Source organism: Chlorobaculum sp. 24CR, from assembly GCF_004118635.1.
In the GTDB taxonomy this organism is placed as follows: Bacteria; Bacteroidota; Chlorobiia; order Chlorobiales; family Chlorobiaceae; genus Chlorobaculum.
The window spans coordinates 44,323-63,294 of sequence record NZ_SDGU01000066.1; the positions used below are offsets into that span (position 1 = coordinate 44,323).

The 18,972-nt window shown below is 56.4% G+C and carries 17 protein-coding genes, 1 tRNA gene and 1 other RNA gene; 11 read left to right on the plus strand and 8 right to left on the minus strand.

The window, feature by feature from the left end; all coding sequences use genetic code 11:
• Window positions 1–103: 103 nt before the first annotated feature.
• The gene (locus tag EST62_RS11785; RefSeq protein ID WP_129052278.1) at window positions 104–784 is read right to left on the minus strand and encodes a helix-turn-helix domain-containing protein; all 681 of its coding nucleotides are present in this window, start codon (window positions 782–784) and stop codon (window positions 104–106) included.
• A 443-nt stretch (window positions 785–1,227) separates the two neighbouring features.
• Between EST62_RS11785 and EST62_RS11790 the strand changes: the two genes are divergently transcribed.
• Window positions 1,228–1,770, plus strand: coding sequence for a hypothetical protein (locus EST62_RS11790; protein ID WP_129052279.1), 543 nt, complete (start codon window positions 1,228–1,230; stop codon window positions 1,768–1,770).
• Window positions 1,771–1,883: 113 nt separating this feature from the next.
• On the opposite strand, the gene EST62_RS11795 is transcribed toward EST62_RS11790, so the two are convergent.
• The gene (locus EST62_RS11795) at window positions 1,884–3,773 is read right to left on the minus strand and encodes a chloride channel protein (protein ID WP_129052280.1); all 1,890 of its coding nucleotides are present in this window, start codon (window positions 3,771–3,773) and stop codon (window positions 1,884–1,886) included.
• A 323-nt stretch (window positions 3,774–4,096) separates the two neighbouring features.
• Between EST62_RS11795 and EST62_RS11805 the strand changes: the two genes are divergently transcribed.
• From EST62_RS11805 to EST62_RS11815, 3 genes are all read left to right on the plus strand, one after another.
• Window positions 4,097–4,384, plus strand: coding sequence for a superinfection immunity protein (locus EST62_RS11805; protein WP_129052281.1), 288 nt, complete (start codon window positions 4,097–4,099; stop codon window positions 4,382–4,384).
• Between the two features lie 163 nt (window positions 4,385–4,547).
• Window positions 4,548–4,847 carry an addiction module protein gene (locus EST62_RS11810; RefSeq protein ID WP_209019441.1) on the plus strand — a complete coding sequence of 100 codons (300 nt, stop codon included), beginning with the start codon at window positions 4,548–4,550 and terminating at the stop codon, window positions 4,845–4,847.
• Window positions 4,848–4,859: 12 nt separating this feature from the next.
• A complete protein-coding gene (locus EST62_RS11815) occupies window positions 4,860–5,855 on the plus strand; it encodes a hypothetical protein (protein WP_129052282.1) in 996 nt (331 codons plus the stop codon).
• 97 nt (window positions 5,856–5,952) lie between these two features.
• On the opposite strand, the gene lysS is transcribed toward EST62_RS11815, so the two are convergent.
• Window positions 5,953–7,488, minus strand: a complete 1,536-nt coding sequence (gene lysS / locus EST62_RS11820) for a lysine--tRNA ligase (RefSeq protein WP_129052283.1) — start codon at window positions 7,486–7,488, stop codon at window positions 5,953–5,955.
• 51 nt (window positions 7,489–7,539) lie between these two features.
• The gene (locus tag EST62_RS11825) at window positions 7,540–8,472 is read right to left on the minus strand and encodes a phytoene/squalene synthase family protein (protein ID WP_129052284.1); all 933 of its coding nucleotides are present in this window, start codon (window positions 8,470–8,472) and stop codon (window positions 7,540–7,542) included.
• A gap of 266 nt (window positions 8,473–8,738) precedes the next feature.
• Between EST62_RS11825 and hflX the strand changes: the two genes are divergently transcribed.
• The 6 genes from hflX to EST62_RS11855 all read left to right on the plus strand — a co-directional run bounded on the left by hflX (window position 8,739) and on the right by EST62_RS11855 (window position 15,704).
• On the plus strand, window positions 8,739–10,043 hold the full coding sequence (gene hflX, locus EST62_RS11830) for a GTPase HflX (RefSeq protein ID WP_129052285.1): 1,305 nt from the start codon (window positions 8,739–8,741) through the stop codon (window positions 10,041–10,043).
• Complete coding sequence (gene ybeY, locus EST62_RS11835) at window positions 10,024–10,437, plus strand: rRNA maturation RNase YbeY (protein ID WP_129052286.1); 414 nt, start codon at window positions 10,024–10,026, stop codon at window positions 10,435–10,437. Before hflX ends, ybeY begins: the two co-directional genes overlap by 20 nt.
• 160 nt (window positions 10,438–10,597) lie before the next feature.
• On the plus strand, window positions 10,598–11,353 hold the full coding sequence (locus EST62_RS11840; RefSeq protein ID WP_129052287.1) for a 2Fe-2S iron-sulfur cluster-binding protein: 756 nt from the start codon (window positions 10,598–10,600) through the stop codon (window positions 11,351–11,353).
• 157 nt (window positions 11,354–11,510) lie between these two features.
• A complete protein-coding gene (locus tag EST62_RS11845; protein WP_129052288.1) occupies window positions 11,511–12,677 on the plus strand; it encodes a pyridoxal phosphate-dependent aminotransferase in 1,167 nt (388 codons plus the stop codon).
• 116 nt (window positions 12,678–12,793) lie between these two features.
• A complete protein-coding gene (locus EST62_RS11850) occupies window positions 12,794–12,985 on the plus strand; it encodes a CPXCG motif-containing cysteine-rich protein (protein WP_129052289.1) in 192 nt (63 codons plus the stop codon).
• On the plus strand, window positions 12,978–15,704 hold the full coding sequence (locus EST62_RS11855; protein ID WP_129052290.1) for a PAS domain S-box protein: 2,727 nt from the start codon (window positions 12,978–12,980) through the stop codon (window positions 15,702–15,704). Before EST62_RS11850 ends, EST62_RS11855 begins: the two co-directional genes overlap by 8 nt.
• Window positions 15,705–15,723: 19 nt before the next feature.
• Here the strand turns inward: EST62_RS11855 and rnpB are convergent.
• From rnpB to rpmG, 4 genes are all read right to left on the minus strand, one after another.
• Window positions 15,724–16,108: RNase P RNA component class A (rnpB, locus tag EST62_RS11860), an RNA gene on the minus strand.
• Window positions 16,109–16,203: 95 nt separating this feature from the next.
• Window positions 16,204–17,016 carry a zinc ribbon domain-containing protein gene (locus EST62_RS11865; protein WP_167599339.1) on the minus strand — a complete coding sequence of 271 codons (813 nt, stop codon included), beginning with the start codon at window positions 17,014–17,016 and terminating at the stop codon, window positions 16,204–16,206.
• 144 nt (window positions 17,017–17,160) lie between these two features.
• Window positions 17,161–17,245, minus strand: a tRNA-Leu gene (locus EST62_RS11875).
• Between the two features lie 53 nt (window positions 17,246–17,298).
• A complete protein-coding gene (gene rpmG / locus EST62_RS11880) occupies window positions 17,299–17,481 on the minus strand; it encodes a 50S ribosomal protein L33 (protein ID WP_129052291.1) in 183 nt (60 codons plus the stop codon).
• A gap of 150 nt (window positions 17,482–17,631) precedes the next feature.
• On the opposite strand from rpmG, the gene lysA reads away from it, so the two are divergent.
• Complete coding sequence (gene lysA / locus EST62_RS11885) at window positions 17,632–18,882, plus strand: diaminopimelate decarboxylase (protein ID WP_129052292.1); 1,251 nt, start codon at window positions 17,632–17,634, stop codon at window positions 18,880–18,882.
• Window positions 18,883–18,972 lie beyond the last annotated feature (90 nt).

An 18,972-nucleotide genomic window follows, 5' to 3' on the forward strand; every position in this document is an offset into this window, starting at 1 on the left:
TCGAGCCGTTCGGACAACGACTTAAATAAATACGGTTATTTAAGATGATTTCCTAAAATAATAATACGGAAATGTAGAGTAAGAGCGGAATGAGCGGCGCTGCTCAGTGGAACGCCAAGCTGTAGCTGCTTCTGCCGCTAACGGTGTCGAGCCGCAACGCGCCGGAGCGCACCAGCGACACCAGGATGCGGCGAGCCTCCTTCATCGGAATGCAGGCGTTGTCGGCGAACTCTTCCGCCGTGATCCGGTCGTGGCGGTTCAACCAGTCGAGCAGGCGGCGTTCGCGGTTGGTGAACGAGACCCTGACCGGCTCGCGCGACGAGAGCATCAACTCGATGCACTCTTCCGAGGCGGCCTTGTTGTGGCTGCCCTCGCGGATGAAGACCCGCCGCTCGACGCCGCGCTTGTCGCTGTCGCGCCGGATGAGGCGTTCGACATGAAAGTGGGGGCGTTCCGGGCTTTGCGGAATATCGACGAAGAGCACCATCCGGCACCTGAACTCCGCGAAGCTCACCCCGATGCGCGGCTTCGGCTCGATGTGGAACCGCATCGCCTCGTCGATCACCTCAAGCGTCTCCTTCTCGCTGTGAATGCCGACGATTCGCCGGTCGTCGTCAACGCCGATCAGAATGACGCCGCCGGAGGTGTTAGCGAACGCCGTGATTGAGCGGGCGATTTTGGGCGCGGAGTGGATGAGGCGCTTGAACTCGATGCGCAAACCCTCGCCCTCGGCAACCAGGTCGAGCAGGTTCGGGACGGAATATTTTTGCTTGTAACCAGTCATGAGGCTTCTCCATCGTGGTTCATGAAGGCCAGAAGCGCTTTGCCGGTGTTTCGGGACGGCGCGCCATTGAACCATACGCACCCGCCGCCGCAAATGCAAGCAGCTTTTTGGAGTTGTGACAATCGAAGCGTCACGCTCGCCGACGCACAATGCCTGACCCCGGTTTTGCGTGACGGGAGCCGCGAACGTATAATCGCCTTTCCGGCTGTTGGTCGCGATGGTCATCGCTTGAGATTTCATTGCCGGTTGGCGTGAGTGTTGAATTTGCCCTCTCAGGCGCGGCCAGTCAAATCTCTGATGGAAACAACCGGCAATGGCGGCACGAATTGAACAGGGTTTTTGTATAAGCAAATAAAGCACTCTTTTTTCAAGAACGACAGCGCTCATTGATGAGGTTATCGGAGTTGTTGCCCTATCTCATGTTCAAACAACAGGAGGCCCGTATGAAAAAGCGAATGATGATGGTATTGGGAGCCGCAGGAATCATTTTCTGGCAAGCGCCAGCCCATGTCCAGGCCGCGCTTCCATTGGCGATGGCGACACGGCATGACCCCGATGTGTCTTTCGATGCAAGGCCTGACTTCATCTATCTGGATGATTATGGCTTTTATGTCGCATGGGGCGTACCGTATGATCTCATCTTTTTTGATGATTACTACTTCCTTTTCCGTGACGGCTACTGGTACCGTTCACGCGGCTATCGAGGGCCGTGGGGCAGAGTGCGGAATGACGACTTGCCGATGACGATCCGTCGGCGCAGTTGGGGGGATATTCGTCAGCGCCGCGACACGGAATATCGTCGGCACGACCGGGGATTCTGGGACAACCGGTTCAGGATGGATCGTGAACGGTGGCGCAGCCGCGACAACCGCAGCACTCCGGAGGGCCGACCGGCTCCCGGTCGCGACCGGGGTTTCGAGGATCGCCGCGAGCAGCGTGGAGCGCCGGGAGGAGAGCATGACTTTGAGCGTCGCGACAGACGATAGGTCTGCAATGTAAAATCCGGATTCCCGCCACGCGCCTCGTTGCGCCGGGTCAGAAATTCAGGATTGAAACAATCGGGCGGAGTTACCGGTCGCCCTGTAACTCCGCCCGATTGTTATATCGCCCGCTGCTTGACAAGTTCGCCGGTGTCCTCGCCGATGAGGTTCATCTGCTTGCGATAATAGGAGAACGCCTCGTCCTGCTTGAGAATGCCGAGCAGCTTTCCCGACTTGTGCTCGACCACCGGTAGCGTCGAGTATTCGGAGATCTCGAAAATCTTGAGCGCCTCGTCGAGCTTGGAGGTGTCGTACAGGACGGTCACATTCTTTTTGACCAGATCATCGGCGATCATGCCGGGAAAGATGCCATCCTTCAGAACGAGACTCATCTCGTCGAGGCCGATGATGCCGATGAACGACCCCTCCGGCGTCGTGATGAAAAAGTGCGAGTCGCGGGTGTTGTGGAACGCATCGATGATGGTTTCGACTTTGGTGACATCAAAGAACTTGACGAATTTGCGCTGCATCACTTCGAGTACGCTGATGTTTCCGGCGATGGTCAGGGCAATGCCGAAGCCGACGCGCACATTCTCCTTTTCGAGCACGTAGGTCTCCATGGTGTACGGATAGGCCAAGCGCGCCACCAGGGCCGAGGTGACCGCCGCGAACATGATGGGCAGCACGATTTCGTACTGGCCGGTAACTTCAAACAAAATAAGGATTACCGTCAGCGGCGCACGCATGATGCCCGCCGTTACCGCGCCCATGCCGACCAGCGCGTAGGCTCCCGATGCGGCGGTGATCGTCGGAAAGAGCGTGTTCACCACCTTGCCGAACATGCCGCCGAGCATCGCGCCCATCTTCATGGTCGGGGCGAACATGCCGCCCGATCCGCCGGAGCCGACCGTCAGCGCCACAACCACCGGCTTGAGCAGATAGACGGCAATCATGTTTGTCCAGCTCTCCTGCCCGGTCAGCGCCCTGTCGATCACCTCGTAGCTGAATCCATACAGCTCCGGCACCCATATGCAGATAAAACCGCACAAAAGGCCGCCAATAGCGGGCATCGACCACGCAGGTATGCGAAAACGCTTTTCGATCTTCTGAATCTGCTCTTCGATGATGTAAAAAGTTCTGATGAACAGTACTGCGGTGAGCCCGGCAAGTACGCCAAGGATGAAGTAGAACACCAGTTCGGTATCCGAGACAAGGCTGTATTTGGAGACCAGAAAAGTGGGATAGCTGCCCAGAAAGCTTCTCGACAGCACGGTCCCCACCACGGCGGCCACCACGATGGGGCTGAATGTCTTGACGCTGAAATCGCCGAGAATCACCTCGACGGCGAACATCACGCCACCAATCGGCGCGTTGAACACGGCGGCAAGCCCCGCTGCAGCGCCGCAACCGAGCAGCGTTCTGGTTCGTCCCGGCGAAAACTTGAGCAACTGCGCGATGGTCGAGCCGATCGAGGCGCCCACCTGGGCGATCGGCGCTTCACGTCCGCCGCCGCCGCCGGTGCCGATGCTGACCACCGAAGTGATGGTTTTGTGAATCCAGTTTTTTCGGGGGATTTTGCCATTTTTCTGCGCGACGGCCTTGATGACCGACGGCAATCCATGCTCTGGCTTTGCCTTGACGACAAACGTGTTGTAGAGCCCGACAATCAGTCCGCCCAGAGCAGGAATCAGCGGAAGCAGGAAAATCCGGAGGTAGTTGTTGAAGGTCGGCAGCCCGAGTGCGGTCGTTCCATAGAAGAGGTAGGAGCTGATGATCTTGATGGCGTCGTGAAAAATAACGGCGACATAGCCGGTGACCAGTCCAACGAAAACGGCAACGAGAAGAAACGGAAGATCCTGATTGAGGTTAAGCTGGGCGAGGAACGAAGCCCAGGTCATGCGGAGAAACTGCTGCGAAGAACCTTTGAAATAACGGCTTTTGCGAAGGATCAGATAGGTCAAGACAATAGCACGCCGCTTGATGCGGCTGTTCTTAAAAAGCCGGCTCATTGAATCGGGTCAGTGGATTGGTAATCATGGCAATACTTGCAATGTATTTTTTCTGTGTGTGGATACCAAACAAACGCTGATTTCGCAAGGCTTTCGATGGCGATTATCTTTTGGGCACAGCTTTTTTTGAGATTGGGCTGAGAGCGCGGCGGAAATGGCCCGCCTCTGGTCAGCCGTGCCACGCAGCATTGGTAGCCAGGGCGAATGCCGAAGCCCGGTTTTGCAGGGAAGTGAGAGATTTTGCCAACAAAAGCGAAGAAAAAAAGCGCACACGTCGTCAAACCGAGTGATGAGTTTTCAGCAACACAAGCAATTAACCAATTATGGAACAAGAAATCATGCGCACCTGGGCCTGGTCAACATCCTCACCGGTGCCGATTATCCTGTTGAACGTTTTTCTCTGGGCCTTTTACTTCGTCCCCTCGCTGCTTGCCTGGACGCGCAAGCACCGGAGCCTGCCCGCCATCATCGCGCTGAACATCCTTCTCGGCTGGACGGGCCTCGGCTGGATCGGCGCCTTCGTCTGGTCGCTCTCCTGGCCAGGCGGCGACAATTCGCAAACGCCGGTTTCAAAGGCAAACTCTCCAGCCGAGCCGGATCAGTACGAGTGAGTCTGATCTGGTATGAAAACGTTCATTTCTTGGTTTTGATGAAGGGCTGACAAATTTGGCGGAGTTTCTCAAAACCGGCGGTTTCGGCGGCTCGATCGGGACTCGCCCGTGAATTTTGTGACTTTCGTGATTTTTCAGGCGCACATAGCTTTTTCAAGGCTATGTGCGCTTTGTATTTATGGTTTGGTTATGCCACGTGTTTTCAGCTATTTTTGTTACTTTTACTTTACGTTTTAGCGTTTTGAATGAACTGGATGAGCGTTATTCTATGATTACCAAAGAGTTGCAGGCGCAGACATTGAGCCTGAATCCTATCGATAAGATTCGTCTGGTCGAGATGCTTCTCGAAAGCCTTGATAAGAGCGATCCGGAAATCGAGGCAACTTGGGTTGCGGAATCTGAACGCAGATATGCTGCTTTCAAGAGGGTGGAAATGCAGGGTTTGACTTTTAAGAAACTCTAAGTCTGTTTTGATATGAGAATACTAAAAAAAATATCTGGTTGGCTGATCTTTATTGTTTTTGGTGTATTTTTAACTCTTTTTATTCCTTCCTTTTTTGTGTTTTTTGTTCGTTTGTTGTACGGTTTTTATGATGGTTGTTTTACGCTAAATGGCGATTTTTGCGGAGCTGTTTCTTTGGTGAAAAGTCGAGTTTTTGATGATCTTTTTAGGGATTTTAGTGGAAATATGTCATCATGGTTTGCTGCGCTTGGAACTATAGCCGCAGTTGTTGTCGCTATTTTTAAGGATTCGTTTGTTAAGTGGTATAAGAGGCCGAAATTAAATGTTTCGATTGATGATAATAAAGGCGATAGTCCTTGCTATAGAAATGTTCCACAATTTTATGCAGGTCGATGTGATAGTATTTGTAATTCTTTCTTTTTAAGAATAAGGGTTAGGAATAGAGGGCTAAGCGTGGCTGAGAATGTTCAGGTTTTTGCAAAGCAAATTAACACTTATTCCTGTGCTGGCATTGAGGAAAAACCAGTAGATTACTTGGCCATGGATATGGTGTGGGCAAATTCAGGGGATGATTTCTTTCCAAGAATATACCCTGATTCGGAGCGTTATTGTGATATTGCATTAATTCTTGATCCTGATATAAGGGGTTTTGATAGTCGTTATTATTGTCATCAGCAATGGTCTGGAAAGTATGAGGAAAAAGAGCCAGCTCTATGCATTCAGGTTCGCTATCCTTTAGGAAGTGGCGATCATATTAAAGGTCCTGGGAGGTATGGCTTACATGTCGTTGTTTCAGGTAAAGATGTGGAACCTATCAATAAAGAAATTATAATTGATACGTGCGATTTTAAATCTTGGCCTGATCGAGATAAGGACGCAAAAGAAGAAGAAAAAGAAATAAGAGGAAAGGTTAAATTTTGTGTTTATCAAAATTGGTGGCATAAAAATGTTAGAAGGGTAAAAGAGCTGATTAGTAAGGCGCCCTTCAAAATGCAGAGTTGTGATTAGATATTTTCTCGGTTCGGATGTTGCTAAACAAAATCAACAAAGCCTCGGCACTTCATCCGCGCCGGGGCTTTTGCATTTCAGTCGATAAATCCGCGTCTCACTCCGGCTTCATGTGGGGGAAGAAGATGACGTCGCGGATGGAGTCTTCGCCGGTGAGGAGCATGACCATGCGGTCGATGCCGATGCCGAGGCCGGCGCAGGGGGGCATGCCGTATTCCAGCGCACGGAGGAAGTCCTCGTCCACGATCATCGCTTCGTCGTCGCCGCGCTGGCGGAGGCGGGCCTGCTCTTCGAGGCGTTCGCGCTGGATGACCGGGTCGTTCAGCTCGGAGAAGGAGTTGCACACCTCCTTGCCGCCGACGATTAGCTCGAAGCGCTCGACGAGGCCCGGTTCCGAGCGGTGCTTCTTGGCGAGCGGCGACATCTCCTCCGGGTAGTCGGTGATGAAGGTCGGCTGGATCAACTTCGGCTCGACAAACTCGCCGAAGATTTCGTCGATGATCTTGCCGCTGCTGATCTTCGGATCGAGTTCGAGGCCGAGGTCTTTGGCGATGTCGCGGAGCTGCGCTTCGGATTTGCCGCGAATCTCCATGCCGGTGAACTCCTTGATCGAGTCGGCGATGGTGAGGCGGCGGAACGGCGGCTTGAGGCTGATCTCGTTGCCGAGAAACATCGTCGAATCCTTGCCGTTCACTTCCAAACACGCCTTGTGCAGTAAATCTTCGACCAGCTCCATCATCCAGACGTAATCCTTGTAGGCGACGTACAGCTCGACCTGGGTGAACTCCGGGTTGTGGAAGCGGTCGATGCCCTCGTTGCGGAAATCCTTGGCGAACTCATACACGCCGTCGAAGCCGCCGACGATCAGGCGCTTGAGGTACAGCTCGTTGGCGATGCGCAGGTACAGCTCCATGTCGAGCGCGTTGTGGTGCGTCGTGAAGGGGCGGGCCGCCGCGCCGCCGTAGATCGGTTGGAGGATCGGCGTTTCCACTTCAAGCCAGCCGTTCGAGGCGAAGTAGTTTCGCATCAGGGCGACGATTTTCGTCCTTTTGATGAAGGTGTCGCGCACTTCGGGGTTGACGATCAGGTCAACGTAGCGCTGGCGGTAGCGCAGCTCGCGGTCGCTGAAGGCGTCGAAAACCACCTTCTGGCCGTCAACTTCTTTCTCCTTGGCGACGGGAATCGGGCGTAGCGACTTGGAGAGCAGCTCGAACTGGCGGGCATGTACCGAGATTTCGCCGGTTTTTGTCCTGAAGGTGAAGCCGCTGACGCCAACGATGTCGCCGATGTCGAGCAGCTTGAAGGTGTTGTACGAAGCCTCGCCGACCTCGTCCTTCTTGAGGTATATCTGGATGCGGCCAACGGAGTCCTGGATGTGCAGGAACGAGGCCTTGCCCATCTTGCGGATCGCCATGATGCGACCGGCAACCGAAACATCCGCGGGATTTTCGTCGCTGAAGCTGTCGATGATTGCTTTCGAGGTGGCGGTGACGTCAAATTTATAGGGATAGGGCTCGATGCCCGATTCGGCGAGGTGCGCGCGCTCCTCGAAGCGGCGCTTCATCTGGTCGTTGAGCGAAACTGCGGGTGATGGATCGTTTGGCTGGCTCTTCTGTTCTGGTGCTGTGGACATGCTGATGGTCTGAAGTGATAAAAATAAAACGGGTTATCTGAATCTCGCGGTTCAGGCCGAGATTCTGGTTTTGAGCCAGATCGATGGCAGGGTGCTCAGTTTCTGGTAAAACGAGCGGTAGGCGCGGCGGGAGAAAACGTCGTAGTTGTTCTCCTCGATGGCTTTGAGGATGTCGCTGTAGTTGCGGCTGCTGATGCCGACGGCCAGGCGGCTGTTCTTTTCGAGCATCGGAATGCCGAGGTCAGCCGATGCGTAATAACCGCGAGCGCGTTCGATCTGGAACTTCATGAGGGCGACGAACCGGTCGTTCATCGTTCGGCTTATGAACTCCTCGCGGCTGTAGTTGAAGCGGCGTAAGTCTTCAAGCGGCAAATAGATACGGTTGCGGTCGATGTCCTCGCCGATGTCGCGCAGGATGTTGGTGAGCTGCATGGCGATGCCGAGGTCGATGGCGTGTTGCAGGGCCTCCTTGTTGCTGTAGCCGAAAATTTCGACCGTCATCAGCCCCACTACCGAGGCGACCTTGTAACAGTAAACGTAGAGTTCGTCGAAGGTCTCGAAGGTCTGGAAATCGATGTCCATCGCCACGCCATCGATCAGGTCGAGCGGCAGGTCGATGGGGATCGAGTAGTGGCGCAGCGTATCCTGCCAGGCCATGAGAATCGGGTCGTTGCTCGGCATCCAGTCGTAACAGGCCCGGAGTCGCACCTTCCAGTCGGCGATGGAGTCGTTGAGTTCCGCGCGCGTCAACTGGCCGTTGCTGAGCTTGTCCTGCGCCAGATCGACCAAGTCATCGACCGTGCGCAACAGGGCGTACATGGCGAAGATCGGGTTCTGCTGGCGTTTTGGCAGGAACCTGGTGGCGAGGTAGAAGGTCTTGGCGTGGTGCCGGGCGATCTGGCGGCAGTAGTCGTAGGCGTTCGGGAGCGACAGCTTTTGGCCTGCGTCGTGAAGTACCGTCTGTCCGTTGTAGCTGTAGTTCATGAAACTCTCGCCGCTGTTTTTTTTGCTGCTCTGTTGTCGGGTGGCCTGTTGCCGTGTTGGGCAATCCAGCCTGATTTTCGTTTCCGCCATCCTGATTTTGTGTGCCGGAGTGGCAAAAATATGTAACTTTCCGTGGCCGGAATATGTTAAGAGGAACGTGACGGCAAAATAAAATAAAGGCGCTAATATAGCAACAGCAATGGCGTTCGCCGTTATCTCCTGTCACTCGACGCTGTTGCGGCAAGAATCTATCCCAGACCATCCATTTGACGACCATTCCATCACCGGAACCCCGTGAGCGAGCCGTGCTCGTCGGCATCACCTCCACGCCCGACACTCCCCGGCACCTTGTCGAAGAGTACCTCGACGAGCTGAAGTTTCTTGCCGATACGGCGGGAGCTGACGTTATCACCACCATCATCCAGGAAAAAAAGCAGCCCGATCCGGCCACCTGCATCGGCAGCGGCAAGGCCGAGGATCTTGCCGGGTTGGTCGAGGCTGACGAAATCGACATCGTGATTTTCGACGACGACCTGACGCCCGTGCAGGCCAGGAACCTCGAACGCATTCTCAAGTGCAAGGTGATCGACCGAACCGGCCTCATACTCCAGATTTTCGCCATCCGCGCCAAATCGTCGCAAGCCAAGATGCAGGTGGAACTCGCGCAGCTCGAATATCTCCTGCCGCGGCTCTCCGGCGCGTGGACGCACCTGTCGAAGCAGAAGGGGGGCATCGGCACCAAAGGCCCCGGCGAAACGCAGATCGAGACCGACCGCCGACTCGTGCGCAACCGCATCGCCTCGCTCAAAAAGAAGCTCCGCGCTGTTTCGCTTCAGCACGACACCCAGACCCGTGGCCGCTCGACCGTGCCGCGCGTGGCGCTGGTGGGCTATACCAACGCGGGCAAATCGACGCTGATGAACGCCCTCTGCCCCGAAGCCGAGGCCTACGCCGAGAACCGCCTTTTCGCGACGCTCGACACCAAGACCCGGCGGCTTGAACTGAAGATCAACAAGCTGGTGCTGCTCTCCGACACGGTCGGCTTCATCCGCAAGCTGCCGCACACGCTGGTTGAGAGCTTCAAATCCACGCTCGACGAAGTGTTGCAAGCGGACTTTTTGCTGCACGTCATTGACGTAAGTCATCCGGCCTTCGAGGAGCAGATGCAGGTGGTGCGCGAGACGCTCAAGGAGATCGGCGTCAAGCACGACCACATGATCGAGGTGTTCAACAAGATCGACGCGCTCGGCGACCCGTCGGTGCTGACCGGCCTGCAAGGCAAGTATCCCGACGCGGTCTTCATCTCCGCCGCGCGCAGCCTGAACCTCACGGCGCTCAAGGAGAGTATCGCCAACCACGTCGCCCGCGACTACAAGACGCGCAAGGTGCGCACGCACGTCTCGAACTACAAGCTGATCGGCTACCTCTACGACCACGCCGAGGTGATCGACAAAAAGCACATCGACGAGGAGGTGCAGCTCACCATCCGCGTGCACCGCAACAACCTCAAGCAGATCGACGCCATGCTCAAGGCGTCGGCATCGAAAAACCATGCCGCTGCAAATCTTTAACACGACGCACCGCACGATTGACGAGGCGCGTCTCGTCGAAGCCGTCCGGCTCGTGGTCAGCGAGGAGGGCGGCGCGGTCGGTGCTATCGAGGCCGTCTATTGCGGCAACAAGCTGATCCGCCGCATCAACCGCGACTTCCTCGGCCACGATTATGCAACCGACACCATCACCTTCGGTTACAACGAAGGTGGGGAGGTCGAAGGCGAATTCTACATCTCCCTCGACGTGATCGACTCCAACGCCAAACGCTTCGGCGTGAGCTTCGACGCCGAACTGCTCCGAGTAACCATCCACTCCGCGCTGCATCTGATGGGCCACGACGACGAAACCGACGAACTCAGAGCGGCGATGAGTCGGCGGGAGGATTGGTATATGGAGCGTTTCAGGCCCTGATTTTCCCTGTCATTCGACACATGATCTTTGCATCGGGGATGGAATTTTTTTACTAAATTATCCCCATCAAATCCCTGCATCGTAGTTCCCTGTGCCGTTCAGCTTTTTGTTGACGGCGAGTGCATGGGGCCTTTGCAAACGAAAAACCACCACCACCACCATGAATCTCATTATCAACGACAAAACAGCCCAGGCCTCCGTCGGTGAAACCGTCGGCAAGGCTGCCAGGCTCAACCACAGCCACGTGGGCTATGTCTGCGGCGGCCACGGCCTTTGCCAGGCTTGCTACGTCACCGTTCAGGAAGGCGCGGAGTGCCTCGCTCCGCTTACCGATGTCGAGAAAGCGTTCCTCTCTCCGCGCCAGATCGCCGCAGGCGGCCGCATGGCCTGCCAGGCCACCATCGCTACCGAGGGCACGGTCAAAGTGCTTTCGCGCCCCGAAGAGGTGCGCCGCATCGTTTTGAGCAATCCGTTTGGCCTCATCGCTTACGCCGCCGATATGGGCAAGGACACCGCGCAGCAGATCGTGCCGGGCGTACAGAATCTCATTGGCCGCATCCAGCGCGGCGAGATGGGCGGCAAGGAGGCTCTCGGCGACATGATGGAGTCCATCCAGGGCGCTGCCGGGCTGGTCGTCGAGGCGATTCAGCAGGGGCCGATGGCGCTTCCGATTCCCTTCAAGGAGCAGATTGCGGACGTGATCAGCAAGCTTCCGCTGCCCGCCATTTCGCTTCCGCAGATTTCACTGCCGTCGTTCTCGCTCCCGCAAATTCAGCTTCCGGCGATTTCTTTGCCGCAGTTACCCTTCTCGCTGCCGCAGCTTCCTTTTTCGCTCCCGTTCCTGCCGCAGCAAACCGAGTCCAGAGAGACGCTCGAAAAGGTGACGATCACCGTGCAGCCTCCGGCCAAAGCCTGAAGCCTGATTGTCTTCCTTTTTTTTACTCCCCCGTCCGTCAAGCCGGGGGAGTTTGTTTTTCTGCCCGGCGTGGGATGTTTCAGCAGTTTGTCTATTATTGAGTTTTGATGGCGGCAGCTATCCTCAATTATCCATTCTATCCAATTCTGTTCATTTCATGAGTCTCAATCTTGGCGAGCGCTGCGGGCTGGTGATGCAGTCCGATATTCGCTCGATGTCGATCGAGTGCGCCCGCATGGGCGGCATCAATCTTTCGCAGGGCGTTTGCGATACGCCGGTGCCGCCGGTAGTTTTGCAGGGAGCGGCGGATGCGCTCATGCAGGGCGGCAACACTTACACCCACCACACCGGTATTCGCGAACTGCGTCAGGCGATTGCGGACAAGCAGCGGCGCTTCACCGGCGTCGGGTTCGACGCCGACCGCGAAGTCGTCGTCTCCGCAGGCGCGACCGGCGCGATGTACTGCGCGTTTCAGGCGCTCCTGAACCGGGGCGACGAGGTGATTGTCTTCGAGCCGTTTTACGGCTACCACGTCTCGACGCTTCGGGCGGTCGAGGCCTCGCCGGTGTTCGTGCCGCTCGATCCGTCGGACGGCTGGTCGTTCAGAATCGACGATCTCGAAGCGGCGATCACGCCGAAAACGAAGGCGATTCTTGTCAACACGCCAGCCAATCCATCCGGCAAGGTCTTCTCGCGCGACGAACTTTCGCTTCTGGCGGAGTTCGCCATCCGCCACGACCTCTTCGTCTTTACCGACGAGATGTACGAGCACTTCGTTTTTGACGGTCGCCGGCACGTGTCGATGGCGGCGCTGCCCGGCATGAGGGAGCGCGCGATTACCATTTCCGGCCTCTCCAAAACCTTCAGCGTCACCGGCTGGCGCATCGGTTACGCGCTCTCTGACGAGCGCTGGGCCGCCTCCATCGGCTACTTCAACGATCTCTATTACGTCTGCGCGGCCTCGCCGCTTCAGGCGGGCGTCACGGCGGGACTTCGCGCGCTCGGTGACGACTATTATCTTGGACTGTCGGCGGAGTACGAGGCCAAACGCGATCTCTTTTGCAAGGCGCTCGCCGAGGCGGGTCTCGCGCCGCACGTTCCGCAGGGCGCGTATTATGTGCTTGCCAGCACTGACTGCGTGCCGGGCGCGACGGCGCGGGAGCGGGCGATGCGCATCCTGCGCGACACCGGCGTCGCCTCGGTGCCCGGCTCGGCCTTCTACCACGACGGCGGCGGCGAGCATCTCGTGCGCTTCTGCTTCGCCAAAGAGGCCTGTGTGCTTGAGGAGGCTTGCGAGAAGCTGCAAAAATTCCGGTTTTCGTGAAACATCCGTACCGTGTCGGTTGTTTTTCTCAGAAGGTTCGTGTCCGAAGCGATGGCCGTTTTGGCGCGCAGATTTCACGGCAGGTTTTTTAAAAACAAAAATTCCGGAGGTCGATCATGGAGCTTGAACAAACGGTTATTGTACAATGTCCTTACTGCGCGCAGAGTTTCGAGGTGCTGGTCGATTGCTCGGTCGAGCATCAGGAGTATATCGAAGATTGCGAGGTGTGCTGCCGTCCGGTGAGTCTTGTGATCAATGTGTCCGACGATGGCGATGTCACGGTTCAAACCATAGGTGAAGATGTCTGAAAAGCCTTTGGCGGAGCATCGGGACGATGAAATCCGGAGGTTGAGACAGGAGCTTGAAGAGGCCCATCGCAGCATCGACGGGCTTCAGACTGAGCTTGCCGGACAGCAACGCTTTACGGGCGCGCTGCTCGAAGCCACGCCCGATTTTTTCGCTCTGAAAGACCGCGACTTCGTTTACCGCCGCGTCAATCCGGCCTTGTGCCGTTTTCTCGGCAAAAGCGCCGGGGAGATCGTCGGCAAGCGAGACGCGGAGCTGTTTTCGCCCGAAGTCGCGGCGTTGTACGTCTCGCGTGACGCCGAAGTCTTGAAGACGCGCCAGCCGCTGGAGGGGGACTGGAGCATCGGAGGCTTGTCGGGAAAGTCGTGGTTTCGCGTCAAGAAGACGCCCGTCTTCGATGCCTCCGGCGAGGTGAGCGGCATTCTTTGCATGGCAAGGGATGTCAGCCAGCACAAACGAGCGGAGATCGAGTTTGAACGGCTTTTCAATCTCATGCCGGATATGGTGTGTATTGCTTCCGCCTCCAGCGGATGCTTCACCAGAGTGAACCAGGCATGGCAGCAAACGCTTGGGTATGCCGCGCAGGAGCTGCTCTCGATTCCATTTCTCGAACTGATTCATCCCGATGACCTGGAGTCCACCGGCGAGGAAATCCAAAGACTGGTGGCGGGAGCCGGATCGCGCAATTTCGTGAATCGCTACCGCGCCAAAGACGGCTCGTATCACTGGTTTGAGTGGAACAGCACTTCGCTTGAAGAGGGCATGCTTTACGCCGTTGCCAGAGACATTACCGAGCGCATCGAGCAGGAGATGCAGACCCGCCGCTGGGCGGATGCTTTCAGGCTCTGCGCCCACGGCATCGCCATAGGCGTGCCTGGCAAAAATGTCGTGCTGACCTGTAACGAATCGTTCGCGCGTATGCGAGGCCAGTCTGTCGAGGAGGTCGAAGGTGCTTCCATCGTCAGCCTTTACGTGCCCGAAGACCAGGAAACCGTCAGGAACAATTTAAAGGTAACCGACATCACGGGATTTTGCAGTTACCATGCCAGGATGATGCGCAAGGATGGCGCCGCCTTTCCGGTTCAGATGGATGTGGTGGGCGTAAAAGATACGGATGGGCAGCTCATTTACAGGGTCGCCACCGTGCAGGATATTACCGAGCGGCTCGAATCGCAAAGAGCCTTGCGCGAAAGCGAGGAGCGCTTCCGGTCGGTCGTTGAGTCCGCACCGGACGCCATCTTCATACAGACGGGCGGTTGTTTTGCTTACCTGAATCGTTCCGCGGTCTCACTGTTCGGGGCGTCGAAAGCGGAAGAGATTCTTGGACGGCGGGTCGTCGATCTGATTCATCCCGATTACCGCGACCTGGTTGCCGAAAGAATCCGCCAGCTCAATAAAAGCCAGCAGGCGGCGCCGATTCTCGAAGAGCGGATTCTGCGTCTCGACGGCGCTGAGGCCTCTGTAGAGGTTTCCGCCGTGCCGTTCACCTTTGCCGGTCAGCAAGGCGCTCTGGTCTTTCTTCGCGACATCGACCGCCGGAAAAAGGCTGAAGAAGAGCGCGCCGGGCTGGAGCATCAGCTTTTCCAGTCGCAGAAAATCGAATCGATTGGCCGGCTGGCTGGCGGTATCGCTCATGACCTGAACAATCTTCTGACGCCGGTGCTCGGTTATTCCGAGATGCTTTCGCACGCTTTTCCGGAGACGGACAAGCGCCTGAAGCGCATCGAAGTCATTCATCACGCGGCGCTCAGGGCTCGCGACCTGGTCCGCCATCTCCTGGCCTTCAGCAGCCGCCAGGCGCTCGAATTCAGGATGATTGACCTGAACAGCGTGATCGGCGACTTCGGGCAACTTTTGCGACGAACCATTCGGGCCGATATCGATATCCGCTATCGTCTGCACGAAGGGGCTTTGGTTATGCAGGGGGATGCCAGCCAGCTTGAACAGATCATCATGAATCTGGCGGTCAATGCCGAGGACGCTATGCCGTCGGGCGGCGAACTGAAGATGGAGACCTCCACGCTGGTGATCGAGAGCGGGTGCGAGAAATATTTCGAGGGGCTGCCCGCCGGTAACTACGCCGTGCTGACCGTCACCGATACCGGCGTCGGGATGGAGCGGGAGACGCTCGCCCATATTTTCGAGCCTTTTTTCACTACCAAGCCCAAGGGGCAGGGAACCGGTCTCGGTCTTGCGACGGTTTACGGCATCGTCCGTCAGCATGGCGGCATCATTCAGGCGAGCAGCATACCGGGCGCGGGGGCTTCGTTCAGGATATGTTTTCCACTCCAGGCCAGCGAACCCGAACCGGCTCAGCCTGATGAACCGAAGTCGCAACAGAAAAGCAACGGGGCGAAGGTACTGGTTGTCGAGGATGACGAGATGGTGCGCAAATTCGTCGTGCAGGCGCTCGACGAAGAGGAATTCGACATTCGCGCGGCGGAGAGCGGAGAGGCGGCGCTCGCGCTGATTGAAAGCGGCGCGTTCACGCCGGAGCTGCTGCTGACCGATCTGGTCATGCGCGGCATGAACGGACGGGTGCTGTATGAAAAGGTGAGCGGCCTCATGCCGGGCATCAAGGTGATCTACATGTCGGGCTACACCAAAGACATCATTTCACGGCACGGCGTGCTTGACGAAGGGCTGACATTTCTGCAAAAACCGTTCGCGGTTCCGGTGCTGCTCGACAAGGTGAGGCAGGTGCTGCAAAACGGAGGATGAGACGGGCGGGATAAAAAAAGCCGAAACCGAAGCTGTAAGCCGAATTTTGTGGATCACCATCAAGTGGTGAAGCTGCAATCATTTATCTATTGCGGCCTACCCGGAAACGTTGGGCGGGCAACCCTTCTTTCCTTGCGGAAAATGCTTCCATATTTGGCCTTGCTTCGGGGAGGTTTTCATAGCGCAGGGCATCGCTGACCTGCCTGGTGGTCTCTTACACCCCCTTTTCACCCTTACTCCAGCCGGAGCCGGAGCGGTTCGCTTTCTGTTGCACTCTCTGTGACAAGCGGCTTGCGCCGCCGCCCCCGGCCTTGAACGACGTTCTCGACCGGCACCCTGCCCTGTGAAGTTCGGACTTTCCTCTGCATGGCCTGCGCCATACAGCGACTGCACGCTTGCGGTTTCAGCAATGTAGAAGAACATCGGGCTCTCCCAGAAGAGAGCCATAAAACAGAAACTGCCGAAAGGAGCAATCCGTTTCGGTAGTTCTTTACGGTATTTACTGCTGTGCTTCTGCTGCGGCTTCATCGAAGAGCCGCTCGTGCACCACGATGCGGCCGCACGATTCGCAGACGTAAAAGCCGCCCTGCACGATCAGGGTGTGGCGGTTGGTTGGCACCCTGGTGTTGCAGCCGGAGCAGGCCTGGCGGTCGAGTTTGACCACGGCGTTCTGCAAGGTGCCGCTCTTGAGATGGTCGTATTTGTCGAGCAGACGCTTGGCCTCTTTGGCGACTACCGCCCGCTGATCCGCGAGAACCTTCCTGAGCAGGGTGACCTCTTCGGCGGTTTCGACCACGATGCCCTCCAGCTCCTCTTTTTTCTGCCGGGCCTGCCGACCGAGGTCCTCCATCTGCTGCTGCAAGACATCGTCAGGCATCATCTCTTCGGAAATCTCGTCATAACGGTTCTCGGCGATCAGGTCGCGTCCCTTGTTCTGCAACTCCTGCGAGTGGTGCTCGGCGTGGGCAATGTCCTGAAGCTGGATTTCGGCCTGGGCGATCTCCTTCTCCTCGTATTCGATCTGCTTGGAGAGGGCATCGTACTCCTTGTTGTTGCGGGCCAGGGTCTGCTTCTCCTTGAACGATTTGATTTTTTCCCTGCAATCGTTGATGACGCCGTTCAGGCGCTCACGCAGCTTCAGATGCTCATCGGCAATTTTCTTCCGGGCCTCGATCTGGCGAGAGGTGAACGAGAGGTCCTCTTCGAGGGCCGAAATCTCCTCCGGCAGGCCCTTCTGCAGGCTCATGATGCTTTCGATCATGTTGTCGATGTGCTGAAGGCGAACGATGAGATTAATTTTTGTATGATCCACTACGACACCGGTTTAGAAATTAAAAAGAAGCAAAAAAAGCACCTCTGTAGAAGGTGCTTGCTTGTATTCAAAATTATTTCAGAACAACAAACGGGTGAAATCCTTAACTCCGATCTGTTTGCACATGAGACTCTTGCATATTATTGGTGCCCGAAAGGAGATTCGAACTCCTACACCTCTCGGCGCTCGCCCCTGAAACGAGTGCGTCTACCAGTTCCGCCATTCGGGCATTGTCAAAAAAGGCACATCTTGAAGATAAGCTCTTTTTAACGATAATGCTAATTACTTGATCTCTTTGTGCTCGGTGTGCCTTTTCAGATTCGGGTTGTACTTCTTGAGAATAAGGCGCTCCGTCGTGTTCTTTTTGTTCTTGGTCGTGGTGTACCGCGAAACGGTTTTGCCTTCCTTTTTCGCCTCGGTGCACTCGAGAGTAATTACGATTCTGTTCTCTTTACCTTTTGCCATCAGTAGCGTCGGTCAGTTAGTTATTTTAAGAGCAACGAATATACAGCAAGCGATCCTATAATGCAAGCCTCTCCGTTTTTTTTGTTTCGAGTTCAGGAAACGCTTATTATTGAGTCTTTTCACCCATCACCTAAACAACAAGGGCGCATCGTGCTGGATAGTCATTTTTTTTCATTTTCTGACGGAACCCTCCGCTGTGAATCGGTCGCGCTCGACGAGCTGGCCGCGCAGTTCGGAACACCACTTTTTGTAACCAGCAGGCAGAGTCTGGTCAGTCAGTACCGGGAGTTCGAGGCGGCGTTCGCTTCCTTGCCGCACTTCACCTGCTACTCGGTCAAGGCGAACTTCAATCTCTCGGTTATCCGGGCGCTTGCCGAAGAGGGTTGCGGCTGCGACGTCAACTCGGGCGGCGAACTCTATCGCGCCCTCAAGGCTGGAGTGCCCGCCGACAAAATCATCATGGCGGGCGTCGGTAAAACTGATGCTGAAATCAAGTACGGCCTGGTTTCCGGCGTGATGATGATTAAAGCCGAGTCGATTTCGGAGCTGAAGGTGATCGACCGCGTCGCCGAGCGTCTCGGCAAGGTGGCGCAGGTCGGCGTCCGGATCAACCCCAACGTCACCGCCGAAACCCACCCCTACATCACCACCGGCGACAGCAAGGAGAAGTTCGGTATCGACGAAGATGGACTCGCCGAGGTGTTCGAGCTGTTCAGGACGCTGCCGAACCTCGAACTGCACGGCCTCGACATGCACATCGGCTCGCAGATTTTCGATCCGGAGTACTACGTCGCCGCCACGCAGAAGCTGCTCGAAGTGCTCGAATCGGCGCGGCATCTCGGCTTCGACATCAAATGGCTCGATCTCGGCGGCGGCTTTCCGGTCACTTACGATCCGCAGAAGCCCGCCACGCCGATCTCGAAGTTTGCCGAAAAGCTCATTCCGATGCTCGAAGACAAGGGCGTGACGGTCATTTTCGAGCCGGGCCGGTTCATCGCGGCCAACTCCTCGGTGATCGTGACCCGAATTCTGTATCGCAAGAAAAACCATATCGGCAAGGAGTTCTTCATCGTTGACGCGGGCATGACCGAGCTGATCCGCCCGGCGCTCTACCAGTCGCACCACGAAGTGCTCTCGGTCAAGCAGCACGACAAGAGCGTTGTCGCCGACGTGGTCGGGCCGGTCTGCGAATCGAGCGATTTCTTCGCCCGCCACCGCACCATCGACGACGCCCCCGAAGGCGAACTGCTCGCCGTGCTCTCCGCCGGAGCCTACGGCTCGGTCATGGGCACCAACTACAACGGACGGCTCCGCCCCGCCGAAGTGATGGTCGATGGCGACGAAGTCACGCTGACGCGCCGCCGCGACACCTATGAGCAGCTCGTGCAGAACGAGGTGTAAAAGTGTGGAGGAAGTGAACTTTGCGGACTTGAGTGGACGGGTCATTGCCGTCCACTCTGTCCACAGCGTCCACCGAAAGCTTTCTAAAGC

What these genes read in the sequence shown, in the direction of transcription:
- EST62_RS11785 (WP_129052278.1), bottom strand. Translation starts at nt 784, where the DNA reads ATGACTGGTTACAAGCAAAAATATTCCGTCCCGAACCTGCTCGACCTG.
- EST62_RS11790 (WP_129052279.1), top strand. Translation starts at nt 1,228, where the DNA reads ATGAAAAAGCGAATGATGATGGTATTGGGAGCCGCAGGAATCATTTTC.
- EST62_RS11795 (WP_129052280.1), bottom strand. Translation starts at nt 3,773, where the DNA reads ATGAGCCGGCTTTTTAAGAACAGCCGCATCAAGCGGCGTGCTATTGTC.
- EST62_RS11805 (WP_129052281.1), top strand. Translation starts at nt 4,097, where the DNA reads ATGGAACAAGAAATCATGCGCACCTGGGCCTGGTCAACATCCTCACCG.
- EST62_RS11815 (WP_129052282.1), top strand. Translation starts at nt 4,860, where the DNA reads ATGAGAATACTAAAAAAAATATCTGGTTGGCTGATCTTTATTGTTTTT.
- lysS (WP_129052283.1), bottom strand. Translation starts at nt 7,488, where the DNA reads ATGTCCACAGCACCAGAACAGAAGAGCCAGCCAAACGATCCATCACCC.
- EST62_RS11825 (WP_129052284.1), bottom strand. Translation starts at nt 8,472, where the DNA reads ATGAACTACAGCTACAACGGACAGACGGTACTTCACGACGCAGGCCAA.
- ybeY (WP_129052286.1), top strand. Translation starts at nt 10,024, where the DNA reads ATGCCGCTGCAAATCTTTAACACGACGCACCGCACGATTGACGAGGCG.
- EST62_RS11840 (WP_129052287.1), top strand. Translation starts at nt 10,598, where the DNA reads ATGAATCTCATTATCAACGACAAAACAGCCCAGGCCTCCGTCGGTGAA.
- EST62_RS11845 (WP_129052288.1), top strand. Translation starts at nt 11,511, where the DNA reads ATGAGTCTCAATCTTGGCGAGCGCTGCGGGCTGGTGATGCAGTCCGAT.
- EST62_RS11850 (WP_129052289.1), top strand. Translation starts at nt 12,794, where the DNA reads ATGGAGCTTGAACAAACGGTTATTGTACAATGTCCTTACTGCGCGCAG.
- EST62_RS11855 (WP_129052290.1), top strand. Translation starts at nt 12,978, where the DNA reads ATGTCTGAAAAGCCTTTGGCGGAGCATCGGGACGATGAAATCCGGAGG.
- rpmG (WP_129052291.1), bottom strand. Translation starts at nt 17,481, where the DNA reads ATGGCAAAAGGTAAAGAGAACAGAATCGTAATTACTCTCGAGTGCACC.